Below are 12,017 nucleotides of genomic sequence, written 5' to 3'. Positions count from 1 at the left end.
CGCAGCCGCGGCCAAGTACGGTACCGAGACATGCGCCACAGACGAATGGGCAGCTCCGGGCTGTCGGTCTCCCGCCTCGCCCTCGGGACGATGACGTGGGGACGGACCACCGACGAGGAGGGCGCGCGCGAGCAGCTGCGCACCTTCCTCGACGCCGGCGGCGACCTCGTCGACACCGCCCACGGGTATGCCGACGGGGCGTCGGAGGAGATCATCGGCCGCCTGATCGAGGACGAGGTGTCCCGCGACGACCTGCTCATCTGCACCAAGTCGGGCATCTCGCGGCGCTCCGGCCAGCGGGTCGTGGACACCTCCCGCCACAGCCTGCTCAGCCAGCTCGACACCTCGCTGGAGCGGCTCGGCACCGACCACGTCGACCTCTGGCTCGTGCACACCTGGTCGGACGAGGTGCCCCTCACCGAGACGCTGTCGGCCCTGGAGTGGGCCGTCGGCACCGGGCGGGCCCGCTACGTGGGGGTGTCCAACTACAGCGGCTGGCAGACCGCGCGGGCACTGTCGCTGCTCGAGCAGGCACGGGTGCCGTTGGTGGCCAACGAGGTCGAGTACTCGCTGGTCAACCGGGCCGCGGAGCCGGACCTGCTGGCCGCCGCGCAGGCGCTGGGCTTCGGGCTCCTGCCCTGGTCACCGCTGGGTCGGGGCGTCCTGACCGGCAAGTACCGCAACGGCATACCCGCGGACTCCCGTGCGGCCTCGCGGGACTTCCCGCGCTTCACGGCGCGGTACCTCGACGACCACAGCGTCCAAGTGGTCGAGGCGCTGGCGATCGCGGCGAAGGGACTCGACGTCTCACTCGCGGAGGTGGCGCTGGCCTGGGTGCGCGACCGCCCGGGAGTCGTCGCGCCGGTCGTCGGCGCGCGGACCACGGCCCAGCTCCGGACGTCCTTGGCCGCCGAGGACCTCGTGCTCCCCGAGGAGCTGGTGGCGGCCCTGGACGAGGTGTCCGCCTGACCGGCCGCGTTCAGCGGCGGCGCTCGTCCTCGTCCTCGTCGACGTCCTCGTAGTCCTCGTCGTCGAGGCCGGAGTAGACGCCGTCACCGTCCTCGTCCGAGTGGTCGTCGAGCTCCTCGTCGTCCTCGTCGTCCTCGTCACCGTCGTAGATGTCGAGCGGCGTCATCTCGCCGTAGGCCTGGAGCAGCGCGTCGTCGTAGGCCGCGAACGCGTCCGCGAGGTCGTCGTAGGCCGCGACCACGGTGGGGTCGTCCTCACCCCGCTTGGCCGCGGAGGCCTCCAGGTGCCGCTCGAACGCGGTGACGAGTGCGGACAGCGCGCCACGCGGGTCAGCGGTCATGTGTCGACCGTATCGGGTTCTGGGTCAGAATGGAGGGCGATGGTCGAGTACGAGTACCGCGTGCTGAGCTTCACGCGCAAGGATTCCCGGTCCGAGATCCGTCGCACCCTCGCGGAGCACGCGGAGTACGGCCACTGGGAGCTGCACCGCACCCGGATCTACCTCGGCGGCACCCAGCGGACATGGCTGCGGCGCAAGATCATCCGGGTCCCGCGACCGCTCTGACGCGCGGCGGGCTGCCGCGGGGTCAGCGCCGGGCCTGCACCGGGACGAGCCTGCGGGTCCGGACGAGCAGGGCGCCCAGCAGGATCAGCCCCACGCCGGTGGCCAGCGTGGGCAGCACGTTGCCGCCGGTGAAGGCGAGCCGCCCCAGTGCCGAGAGGGCCGACACCTGGTCCGCCTCCGTGAGCGAGGAGGTCCCGTGCGGTCCGCTGGCCTGGGACACCGGCGCGTGCGCGGCCGACCCTCCCGGGCACGGCACCACGAGCTGCTGGAGCGGCAGGCCGGACGCGGTGAGCTCGCGGATGACGTCCTGGTCGAGCACGACGAGGGTGGTCTGCACCGGGACGACCTGGCGGGTCACGCGCACGCAGGCACCCAGGAGGCCACGCACCGTCGCGTCCACGGCGGCGACGTGGTCCCCGGCGGGCACCGCGCCCGCCGGGCACGGCGCGAACGCCTGCGGGAAGCGCTCCACGAGGGGTGAGGAGAGGTCCGCGCCGAGGGCCTTGGCCGTCACCTCGAAGGCGGGCGCGGATCCGCTGGAGGCGAAGATGCACAGGGAGGCGGCGGGGGTGTCCGCTGCGGCGGAGGCCGCCGGCTGGGTCGACCCGGAGGCCCGGGCCGGACGCGACTTGTTCGCGGCGGTGCCCGAGCGGGCGCTGCTGGTTCCGCCGCCCGAGGACGTGGCGCTCCCGGAGGATCCTGTGCCCGTGCCCGTCGCAGCCGGGGTGCTGCCCCCGGACCCGGTGGTGCTCGTCCCGGTCGGGAGCGGCAGCGCCGGCAGGGAGGTCGCGGACGGCAGGGGGACCGGGAGCGGCGTGAGGACGCCGGTCAGCGGCTGCGTCACGGGCGCGAGCGGGTCGGTCCGCGTGGCGGCGTGGCTCGGAGCAGCCACCGCGGCGAGGCCGCCGCCGGCGACGAGGAGCGCAGCGCAGGTACGCAGGAAGGTGGCGCGGTGGAGTCGCATCGTCGGGGGTCGCTTTCGGCGCAGGTGGTGACGCCGTGACAACGAGGCCACCCCGCGTTTGGCTACGCGCCGGTAACCGCGACTTTCGCCGGGTGCCGCGCACCCGGCATCCCCGCCCTCAGCAGCTGGCGAGGAAGCGCTGGAGCACCCGGGTCCCGAACTCCAGTGCCGACACCGGGACCCGCTCGTCGACGCCGTGGAACATCGGCGCGAAGTCGAGGTCCGCGGGCAGCTGCAGCGGGGCGAATCCGTAGCCGGTGATGCCCAGCGTGCTCAACGCCTTGTTGTCGGTGCCGCCCGAGAGGCAGTACGGCAGGACCTCGGCGCCCGGGTCCTCAGCCAGCAGGGCGGCCTTCATGGCGTCGACCAGAGGTCCCTCGAACGGGGAGTCCAGGGCGATGTCGCGGTGGACGACCTGCACCTCGACGTGCTCGCCCGCGAGCTGGCGCACCGTCTCGAGCAGGTCGTCGTCGTGACCGGGGAGGAACCGGCAGTCGAGCGAGGCGCTGGCGCTCTGCGGGATGACGTTGTGCTTGTACCCGGCCTCGGTCATCGTGAAGTTGGCGGTGTCCTGCAACGTCCCCCGCACGAAGCCCTGAGCCCCGCCGAGGTGCTCGAGCAGCTCGTCGAGGTCCTCGTCCGACCACGCCGTCCCCGTGATGGAGCTGAGGCCGTCGAGCAGCTCACGCACGGACGCGACGTACTCGCGAGGCCACTTGTGGGCGGCGATCCTGGCGATGGCCTCGGCGAGGCGCACCACGGCGTTCTCGGGGTTGGGCACGGAGCCGTGCCCGGCCCGGCCGGTGGCCACGAGCCGCAGCCAGAGAATGCCCTTCTCGGCGGTCTGGACGAGGTAGGCGCGGGTGTCGCCGCCCTCCTTCGCGGGGACGGTGACGCTGTAGCCGCCGACCTCGCTGACGGCCTCGGACACGCCCTCGAAGAGGTCGGGGCGGGTGTCGACGACGTGGTGGCTGCCCTTGACCCCGCCGGCCTCCTCGTCGGCGAAGAAGGCGACGACGAGGTCGCGCGGCGGCTTGGCGCCGCGACGGGCGAGGTCGCGGACGACGGCCAGGATCATGGCGTCCATGTCCTTCATGTCGACGGCGCCACGCCCCCACACGCAGCCGTCGCGCAGCTCGCCTGAGAAGGGGTCGACCTGCCAGTCGGCGGCGTTCGCCGGCACCACATCGAGGTGGCCGTGGATGCACAGGCCCGGGCGCTCGCGGTCCTCGCCCTCGAGGCGGACCACGACACTGGTGCGGCCGGGGTCGGACTCGACGACCTCGGGCTCGAGGCCGACCTCGCGGAGCAGGCCCACGACGTAGTCGGCCGCCTCCCGCTCCCCCGGCCCGCTGCCGTCCCCGGAGTTGGTCGAGTCGATCCGGATCAGCTCCTGGCAGATCCGGACGACCTCGTCCTCCGGGCGGACGTCCTGGGGGGTCGAGTCGCTCATGTCCCCACCCTAGGGGCGGATTGGGTGACGGATGGGGCTGGGTGCTATCGTTCCGGACCGCGGCAGGCGCTCCCCCAGAGGGCCTGTTCACACCCTGTCCGGGTGGCGGAATGGCAGACGCGCTAGCTTGAGGTGCTAGTGCCCTTTATCGGGCGTGGGGGTTCAAGTCCCCCTCCGGACACCAATGACGAAGGACCCCGGCACGCTTGTCGCCGGGGTCCTTCGTCGGTTCCAGGGGGCGGCAGGCGTGGTGCGGACCGCACCTCGACAAAGAACGAGGCGGCACACGACACCGCCGCCCGGCCAGCTGTCCGAGACTCCCGTGGCGACCAGGTGCACCACCGCCGGCCGGGCCGACCGCTGGACCATCCGCCGCGTGCACGATTCCCCGGTGGGATGACCACCCTTCGTGCCAGCACGCCGACTACGCTGCCGTCACGACGGCGGAGCAGTCCGTACGAGGACGGCACGGAGAGTCCTGGTGCACCAGCAGCCAGGGCAGGCGATACAGGCACGCGGAAGGGGACTCTCGTGCGAACGAGGTGGTCGTGGGGACTGATCTTGGCCGGTCTCGCGGTCGTCATCACGGGACAGTCCGGCGCGGCGGCCCCCGCGCCGGACCGTGGCCCCGCACACCACCCCCGGCACCGGGCCTGTGGGACGCCGCTCCCGCACCATGCGGCGTGCCACGCCGAGATCCGTGACGACGTCGCGGTGCCGACCCTGAGTCCCTCGGCGACTCCCCCGGGCTACGGGCCGGCCGACCTGCAAGCGGCGTACCAGCTCCCTTCACGGACCGCAGGGGTCGCACTGACGGTCGCCGTCGTGGGGGCCTTCAACGCGCCGACCATCGAGGACGACCTCACGGTCTACCGCTCCCAGTTCGGTCTGCCGCCGTGCACCACCGGCAACGGCTGCTTCCACAAGGTGAACCAGGACGGCGCCGACCACCCGTTGCCCGCGGACGACTCCGGGTGGGCCCAGGAGATGTCCCTGGACGTCGAGATGGTCTCCGCGGCCTGCCCCAACTGCCACATCCTGCTGGTCGAGGCGAACAGCGACCGGCTCACCGACCTCGGCACGTCGGTCAACACGGCGGTGAGCATGGGCGCCTCGTTCGTCTCCAACTCCTACGGCGGCCCGACCACGTCCTCCGACGCCTCGGCCACCGCGGACTTCTACGCCCACCCCGGCGTGGTCCTGACCGCATCCAGCGGTGACAGCGGCTACGGCACCGAGTACCCGGCCGCCTCCCCGGCGGTGGTCGCAGTGGGCGGGACGAGCCTGTCCAGGTCACCGACCGCACGCGGGTGGACGGAGACGGCCTGGAGCGGCGCCGGCAGCGGGTGCGCCGGCGACGACGCCAAGCCGGCCTGGCAGAAGGACTCCGGATGCCGCGGGCGCACGATTGCCGACGTCGCCGCGGTCGCCGACCCCGATACCGGCGTGGCCGTCTACGACTCGACCCCGGACAGCTCGGGGCAGTACGGGTGGATGGTCTTCGGGGGGACCAGCGCGGCGGCTCCCCTGATCGCCGCCACGTACGCCCTGGCCGGGACCCCGGCGCCGGGTAGCGCGCCGCAGGCACTGCCGTACCAGAACCCAAACCTCCTGTTCGACGTCTTCTCCGGCAGCACCGGCGCGTGCGGTTCGTACCTGTGCACCGCCACGGCCGGCTACGACGGTCCGACCGGCCTCGGGACCCCTCATGGAGTCTCCGCGTTCAGCGCGCTCTCGGCGCGCGCGCCGATCTCGGCCCACGACTGGAACGGCGACAACCACAACGACGTCCTGGCGCGTGACGCCTCGGGGAACCTGTGGCTGTACCCCGGTGACGGCACCGGGGCTTGGCGCGCGCGGCGGCAGGTCGGCACCGGCTGGAACGGCCTGACCATGGTCGCGCCGGGCGACTTCGACGGCGACGGCCACCCCGACCTCCTGGCCCGCGACAGCAGCGGCGCCCTGTGGCTGTACCCCGGTGACGGCACCGGGGCTTGGCGCGCACGACGGCAGGTCGGCACCGGCTGGAACGGGATGACCATGGTCGCGCCGGGCGACTTCGACGGCGATGCCCACCCCGACCTCCTGGCCCGCGACAGCAGCGGCGCCCTGTGGCTCTACCCCGGTGACGGGGCGGGCGGATGGCGGGACCGCCGGCAGGTCGGCACCGGCTGGAACGGCCTGACCATGGTCGCGCCGGGCGACTTCGACGGCGATGCCCACCCCGACCTCCTGGCCCGCGACACCAGCGGCGCACTCTGGCTCTACCCCGGTGACGGGGCGGGCGGATGGCGCGGCCGCCGGCAGGTCGGCACCGGCTGGAACGGCCTGACCATGGTCGCGCCGGGCGACTTCGACGGCGATGCCCACCCCGACGTCCTGGCCCGTGACGCCTCGGGGAACCTGTGGCTGTACCCGGGCAACGGCGCGGGTGGCTGGCGGGCGCGGCGGCTGGTCGGCACCGGCTGGAACGGCCTGACGGCACTGACCTGAACGCACGGGTCGGCTGGAGACACGACACCCAGCCTTCTTTGGGCGTTCTCTCAAGGTCGCACGGATAGCCTCCGCCCGTGAATCGTCGTGGCCTCCTGGCCGTTCTCGCTGCCGGCGTGACGGCGGGACTCACTGCATGCTCGGAGCCCGGAGCGCAGTCCCGGGCGCTTCCGTCGAGGGCCCTCCCCAGTCCCCAGCAGTCCGTCACCGAGGTGGCCACCCCGTCCACCACCACCGGGGTGGCCGCCCCGCCGTTCACTGCCCCGGTCGCGATCACCAAGGTTCCCGTCCCCTTCGGGACGCTGTACCGGCTTCCCGGTACCACCGACCACGTCGCCCTGACCATCGACGACGGGACGGACGAGGCGGTGCTGGCCGCCTACGCCCGCCTGGCGCGGGACACCGGCCTGCGCCTGACCTTCTTCTGCAACGGGATCAACCCGAGCTGGACGGAGCACGCCGACCTGCTGCGTCCACTCGTCGACGACAACCAGGTGTTCATCGCCAACCACACCTGGTCCCATCCCAACCTGACGACCCTCTCCCAGCACCGGATCGCGGAGGAGGTCCAGCGCAACGAACGCTTCCTGCGCCACACCTACGGGATCTCCGGTCGCCCCTTCCTCCGGCCGCCTTTCGGGTTCCACAACCCGCGTGTCGACGCGCAGCTGGCCGCTCTGGGGTACCCGGCCGTGACCCTGTGGTGGGGCAGCCTGGGCGACGCAACCGTGGAGACGCCCGCCGCGATCATCGCCAACGCCACCGCGTGGCTCCTCCCCGGCCGCATCGTCATCGGGCACGCCAACCACCCCCCGGTGATGAAGGTGTACGGCCAGCTCGTGGAGATCATCCGCTCCCGCCGGCTTCAACCAGTCCACCTCGGGGACGTCTTCGAGGTGTAGCGCGACGCTGCACGGCCTCGGCAGGTGCCGGTGACCGTTCCTGCGGGCTCGCAGGTCTCCCCGGGCAGAGGTTGCGGTTGTGCCCCGTGTTGCTATTGAGGCGTGGCATGCTGTGTGGGGTTTGCCGGCGTCCGCCGTCAGACGAACGCATCACGAGGTCTCGCATGGCTACCTGGAACCGCGCCGTCCACTTCTCCGTCTGCCTCGCTGCGCTTGTCGCACTGGCGCACCCCGGCGTCGCCGCCCCGGGCCAACCCGGTGAGCTCACCGCGCCGGCACCCAGCGTGTCGCCCGTGCTCACGGTGGGCACGGGCGCCGCTGCCGCCCCCTCGGTGCCGAGCACCACCAGCAGGCGCGAGATCGAGTATGCCGGCGTGTCGGTCGAGGTCCCCGCCGGCTGGCCCGTCGTGGACCTGCGGACCGACCCGCACGCGTGCGTCCGACTCGACCACCCCGCGGTCTTCCTGGGCGAGCTGCCCGCACAGCAGGACTGCCCGGCCCACCTCGTGGGGCGCGCCGACACCATCTGGCTCCACGGCCCCACCCGGTTCGACCGGCCTGCGCCCGCGGTGCGGAAGGGCACGATCGGCACACTCCCTGCCGAGGTGGCCAGCGACCCCGTCGGCCACGGCCGGCAGGTTCACTTCACCGGTCGGCCGGTCCAGGCCGATGTCTCATGGGGGACGGACTCGCGCACCGTGGACGCCGTCCTTGCCACGGCTGCCGTCGCGACCGGCCAGTCCGTACCCCGAGCCAGCGGCCCTCCCCCGGCCACGCCGCCGGTCAGCCCCTCCGCGTCGGCGGGGTCCGGAAGACCCGCTGTGGACCTGTCGTCCGCGGTGTCGACGGCCGCCACCACCACGCCCTCGTCGACCTTCACCGGGATGGCCTTCGACACGTGCGCCGCACCGACAGGCGCGACCATGAAGTCCTGGCTCGCCTCGCCGTACCGGACCGTCGGCATCTACATCGGCGGCTCGATGCGGGCCTGTGCTGACGGCAACCTCTCGTCGTCCTGGGTCAGTGCGGTGTCGTCGATGGGCTGGGGGCTCGCCCCGATCTACGTCGGGGCCCAGGCCCCCTGCGTCAACCAGAGCGGCCTGAGCACCTTCAGCTCGAGCACCGCCGCGGCGGAGGGCAAGAGCAGCGCCGACGACGCAGTCAGCAGAGCCGCCTACTTCGGGCTCGCCGCGGGCGCCCCGATCTACTACGACATGGAGGCGTACAACACCACGGTCGCGGGTTGCAGCTCGGCAGTGATGGCCTTCATCTCGGCCTGGAGCAAGGAGCTGCACGCCCTCGGCTACACCGCCGGTGCATACGGCAGCACCGACTCCCTCATGACCGACATGTCCAGGTACGTCGGGACCAGCGGCTTCGTGCCGCCGAAGGACATCTGGTTTGCCGACTGGAACGGGCTGCAGACGACGTCCGACACCAGCTTCTCCAGCGCCTACTGGACCAACCACGAGCGGCTGCACCAGTACAGCGGCGGCGTCAGCCAGACCTGGGGTGGTGTGACGATCAACATCGACGCGGACTGGTCCGACGCCGACGTGGCCGGGGTCGGGGTCCCGGTGGACTACGGGACCGACGTCCTCGGGCCGGGCAGCGCCGGCTTCGTGTTCACCGGCAACATGAGCTACTGGCGCCCGAACCCGCCCCAGGGACTGAAGGGCATGGCCTACTGGACCTACTCCAACGGCGCCACCGAGTACAACGGCGCCACCTGGTCGCCACGGCTCGCACCGGGGCTCTACAAGGTGCAGGCCTACATCCCCGCCACGGCGGCAACCGCCACGGCCCCCTACACCGTGACGTACGCAGGTGGGTCCAGCGTGCAGGTCGTCAACCAACAGGCGATCAGCGGGTACACCACCCTGGGCACCTACCTGGCCAGTTCCACGCGCCCGATCTCCGTCCACGTCGGTGACAACGACGGCACGAGCACCACCTCGCAGCTCGGGATCGATGCGATGGCCTTCCAGCTGGTGGCCACCGCCCCGGGCGCCTCCGTCGGGGTGACGGCGACCGCAGGCGATGCCACCGCCACGGTCTCCTGGGGCGCCGCGCCGTCCAACGGCAGCCCGATCACGTCCTACACGGTCCAGGCCGTGCCCGGTGGCGCCTCCGTGACCGTGCCCGGCACCGCCACCTCGGCCGCCTTCTCGGGTCTCACGAACGGAACCGCGTACACCTTCACCGTGACCGCGACGAACGCAGTCGGGCCTGGGCCTGGTGCGACGTCGAACACCGTGACCCCGCACTCGCCGGTCACCCTGCCCCACGACTGGAACAGCGACACGCACAACGACGTCCTGGCGCGCGACACGTCGGGAAACCTGTGGCTGTACCCCGGTGACGGCTCCGGGGGGTGGCTGGCCCCTCGGCAGGTCGGCACCGGCTGGAGCGGGATGACCATGGTCGCGCCGGGCGACTTCAACGGCGACGGCCACCTCGACCTCCTGGCCCGTGACGGCAGCGGGGTCCTGTGGCTGTACCCGGGCGACGGCTCCGGTGGCTGGTTGGGCCCCCGGCAGGTCGGCACCGGCTGGAGCGGGATGACGATGGTCGCGCCGGGCGACTTCGACGGCGACGGCCACCCCGACGTCCTGGCCCGTGACGCCTCGGGGAACCTGTGGCTGTACCCCGGCGACGGCTCCGGTGGCTGGCTGGCCCGGCGGCAGGTCGGCACCGGCTGGAGCGGGATGACCATGGTCGCGCCGGGCGACTTCGACGGCGACGGCCACCCCGACGTCCTGGCCCGTGACGCCTCGGGGAACCTGTGGCTCTACCCCGGCGACGGCTCCGGGAGCTGGTTGGGCCCCCGGCAGGTCGGCACCGGCTGGAGCGGGATGACGGCTCTGGTCTGACGCACACCGGGCCGCTCCGGGCGCCGACCGGTCACCGTGCCGCGAGGTGCTGGTGCATCGAGGGTCCCATGACGGCCCAGGTGCCGCCGAGGGCCGGCGTCCTCAGTGGCATTGGCGTCTTCAGCGGCGATGTCGTCCACAGGGGCGAAGGTGACCCGTCAGCGGCCCCTGCGTTGTGCGGAGAGCGCAGCCCACTCACGTGCCCAGGCACGCGCTCGTTGGCGGTCGAGGCCGTGGTGGAGCGCCACGCACCCCAGGCCGAGGACCGCGAGTGCTCCCAGCCACCCACCCAGACCCACGAGGGTCCCGGTCGCCGCGGCCCGCAGGGGCGACAGCGGCAGCGGGGCCGGCCAGCCGCTCGCGTCGAGCCAGATCCGCACCCGGGCACCGGCCCGCAGCCCTTGGTCCGCCGGCACCAGGCCGTCGCGCGTCCCCCCACCGGTCAGGTGCCAGCGCGCCGGGGTGCGCGCCGACGCAGCCACGAGCTCCCCGGAGGCGTCGACGGCGACCGGTGGTGAGTCCTGCAGGAGGACGGCGCTCACCGAGTGGCCCGTGGCACGCTGGCGGGCGGCGTCGGCGGCGAGGTTGCGCCCCACGGCGAGCCCGAGCCCCGCCAGGAGCGGGACCAGCAGGACCGCGAGCAGCAGCGACCCGAGCACGGCTCCGGCCTCGAACCGGTCACTGCGGCGCACGAGGCCCGCGGAGGGCGCCCAGAGCGTGCGCCACTGAGTCGCCAGGTGCCGCCAGGGACGCCGGCCGATCTCCCCCGGTCGGGGCGTGCGCTGCCGGTGGGGCGCCGTCGGCGGCTCTGCCGGGGATGCCGGCCGTCCGCCCGATCCGTCGTCGAACGCCACCCGACCCACCTCCGCTCAGGACGGGCTGACGGTCTGGGCCGCCGGCGTGATGAGGCCGTAGTGGCCGTCGTAGCGGTGGTAGAGGACGCACCCGCGCCGCCCCGTGGTCGCGTCGCGGAAGAAGCAGAACGGCATACCCGTCAGGTTGAGCCGCTCCACCGCCTGGGCGACGGGCAGGCGCGGAGCCGTGTGCGGGCTGACCGTCACCCCGAGGTGGGCCGCGACGGCGGTGCCGTGCGGCGGCCGTCGGGCGTAGGCGAGGCGCAGCCCTGTCGGCCCACCCCGGTAGACCACGCAGTCGATGCCGGTGCAGGCCTCCTCGAAGAGGTGGAAGTCGTAGTCGAGCAGCTCCAGCTCGGCCACCGCCTCGTCCACGGTCCGCCGGGCGATGCTGAACGTCTTGTGCCGCACCACATCTCGCTCTGCCTCCGGGCGCGGGTACCAGGTGTGCCGTCGTGCCGGCTCGGCGTCGTGCTGCCACTCGTGCGCCGCGTAGGACGGCTCGTGACCCCGGCGCGCCTCCCAGTGCGTGGCCGCGCGCTGGACCAGGCCGCGGAGCCGCGCGTCGAGCAGGTCGACGGCCTCGTGCGCGGTCTCGGCCTCGACCTGTGCCCGCACCAGGCGGCCGTCGAGGTCGAGGTTGGCCTGCGCGACCACCGGGCGGCTCACGGCCGGGTCGCCGTGCCGGGACAGCCGCACCCAGGCAGACGTGACCGGGACGTGGGTGTGCCTGCCGATGCGCGCGACCTTCGTGCGCAGCAGCTCGGCGAGGTCCGGCTCGTCGACGCCGCTGATCGTCACGCGCACGTCCTGCGGGGTCAGGGTCTGGGTCACCTGCACGGTGTCACCTCCGTGGTCGTGGATCGACTCAACCCCGTTCGTACGCTCCGCCGTCCGCCGCGCGCAGGGTCGAACGTCCCTGCCGCGCGCAGACGGGGCGACGG

At 73.0% G+C, this 12,017-nt stretch carries 10 protein-coding genes and 1 tRNA gene; 6 read left to right on the top strand and 5 right to left on the bottom strand.

Annotated elements, in window-relative coordinates:
- Positions 1 to 30 precede the first annotated feature (30 nt).
- Entirely contained in the window at positions 31 to 969 is a 939-nt protein-coding gene (locus ACFUC1_RS01115) for an aldo/keto reductase (protein ID WP_379116041.1), read from the top strand.
- 10 nt (positions 970 to 979) lie between these two features.
- Here the strand turns inward: ACFUC1_RS01115 and ACFUC1_RS01110 are convergent, their stop codons facing one another.
- A complete protein-coding gene (locus ACFUC1_RS01110; protein ID WP_379116040.1) occupies positions 980 to 1,309 on the bottom strand; it encodes a primosomal protein in 330 nt (109 codons plus the stop codon).
- A gap of 39 nt (positions 1,310 to 1,348) precedes the next feature.
- On the opposite strand from ACFUC1_RS01110, the gene ACFUC1_RS01105 reads away from it, so the two are divergent.
- Positions 1,349 to 1,534 carry a DUF5703 family protein gene (locus tag ACFUC1_RS01105; protein WP_310157027.1) on the top strand — a complete coding sequence of 62 codons (186 nt, stop codon included), beginning with the start codon at positions 1,349 to 1,351 and terminating at the stop codon, positions 1,532 to 1,534.
- 22 nt (positions 1,535 to 1,556) lie between these two features.
- Here the strand turns inward: ACFUC1_RS01105 and ACFUC1_RS01100 are convergent, their stop codons facing one another.
- The gene (locus ACFUC1_RS01100; protein ID WP_379116039.1) at positions 1,557 to 2,498 is read right to left on the bottom strand and encodes a hypothetical protein; all 942 of its coding nucleotides are present in this window, start codon (positions 2,496 to 2,498) and stop codon (positions 1,557 to 1,559) included.
- A 118-nt stretch (positions 2,499 to 2,616) separates the two neighbouring features.
- Positions 2,617 to 3,951, bottom strand: a complete 1,335-nt coding sequence (locus tag ACFUC1_RS01095; RefSeq protein ID WP_379116038.1) for a M20/M25/M40 family metallo-hydrolase — start codon at positions 3,949 to 3,951, stop codon at positions 2,617 to 2,619.
- Between the two features lie 96 nt (positions 3,952 to 4,047).
- Between ACFUC1_RS01095 and ACFUC1_RS01090 the strand changes: the two genes are divergently transcribed.
- The 4 genes from ACFUC1_RS01090 to ACFUC1_RS01075 all read left to right on the top strand — a co-directional run bounded on the left by ACFUC1_RS01090 (position 4,048) and on the right by ACFUC1_RS01075 (position 10,219).
- Positions 4,048 to 4,135 (top strand) — tRNA-Leu (locus ACFUC1_RS01090).
- Between the two features lie 530 nt (positions 4,136 to 4,665).
- Positions 4,666 to 6,444 carry an FG-GAP-like repeat-containing protein gene (locus ACFUC1_RS01085; RefSeq protein ID WP_379116037.1) on the top strand — a complete coding sequence of 593 codons (1,779 nt, stop codon included), beginning with the start codon at positions 4,666 to 4,668 and terminating at the stop codon, positions 6,442 to 6,444.
- A gap of 77 nt (positions 6,445 to 6,521) precedes the next feature.
- Positions 6,522 to 7,346, top strand: coding sequence for a polysaccharide deacetylase family protein (locus ACFUC1_RS01080; RefSeq protein ID WP_379116036.1), 825 nt, complete (start codon positions 6,522 to 6,524; stop codon positions 7,344 to 7,346).
- 164 nt (positions 7,347 to 7,510) lie between these two features.
- A complete protein-coding gene (locus ACFUC1_RS01075; protein WP_379116035.1) occupies positions 7,511 to 10,219 on the top strand; it encodes a glycoside hydrolase domain-containing protein in 2,709 nt (902 codons plus the stop codon).
- 158 nt (positions 10,220 to 10,377) lie between these two features.
- Here the strand turns inward: ACFUC1_RS01075 and ACFUC1_RS01070 are convergent, their stop codons facing one another.
- Both ACFUC1_RS01070 and ACFUC1_RS01065 read right to left on the bottom strand, forming a co-directional pair.
- Positions 10,378 to 11,073 carry a hypothetical protein gene (locus tag ACFUC1_RS01070; protein WP_379116034.1) on the bottom strand — a complete coding sequence of 232 codons (696 nt, stop codon included), beginning with the start codon at positions 11,071 to 11,073 and terminating at the stop codon, positions 10,378 to 10,380.
- 15 nt (positions 11,074 to 11,088) lie between these two features.
- Complete coding sequence (locus ACFUC1_RS01065) at positions 11,089 to 11,907, bottom strand: HPF/RaiA family ribosome-associated protein (protein ID WP_379116033.1); 819 nt, start codon at positions 11,905 to 11,907, stop codon at positions 11,089 to 11,091.
- Positions 11,908 to 12,017: the final 110 nt, after the last annotated feature.

It is taken from the genome of Pedococcus sp. NPDC057267 (assembly GCF_042668795.1).
Taxonomy (GTDB): Bacteria; Actinomycetota; Actinomycetes; order Actinomycetales; family Dermatophilaceae; genus Pedococcus.
Note: the sequence above shows the minus strand (reverse complement) of the source record. Positions and strands in the feature narration are given on the sequence as shown.

Excerpts from the sequence above, each read along its gene's own strand:
- ACFUC1_RS01115 (WP_379116041.1), top strand. The coding sequence starts at position 31 with ATGCGCCACAGACGAATGGGCAGCTCCGGGCTGTCGGTCTCCCGCCTC.
- ACFUC1_RS01110 (WP_379116040.1), bottom strand. The coding sequence starts at position 1,309 with ATGACCGCTGACCCGCGTGGCGCGCTGTCCGCACTCGTCACCGCGTTC.
- ACFUC1_RS01105 (WP_310157027.1), top strand. The coding sequence starts at position 1,349 with ATGGTCGAGTACGAGTACCGCGTGCTGAGCTTCACGCGCAAGGATTCC.
- ACFUC1_RS01100 (WP_379116039.1), bottom strand. The coding sequence starts at position 2,498 with ATGCGACTCCACCGCGCCACCTTCCTGCGTACCTGCGCTGCGCTCCTC.
- ACFUC1_RS01095 (WP_379116038.1), bottom strand. The coding sequence starts at position 3,951 with ATGAGCGACTCGACCCCCCAGGACGTCCGCCCGGAGGACGAGGTCGTC.
- ACFUC1_RS01075 (WP_379116035.1), top strand. The coding sequence starts at position 7,511 with ATGGCTACCTGGAACCGCGCCGTCCACTTCTCCGTCTGCCTCGCTGCG.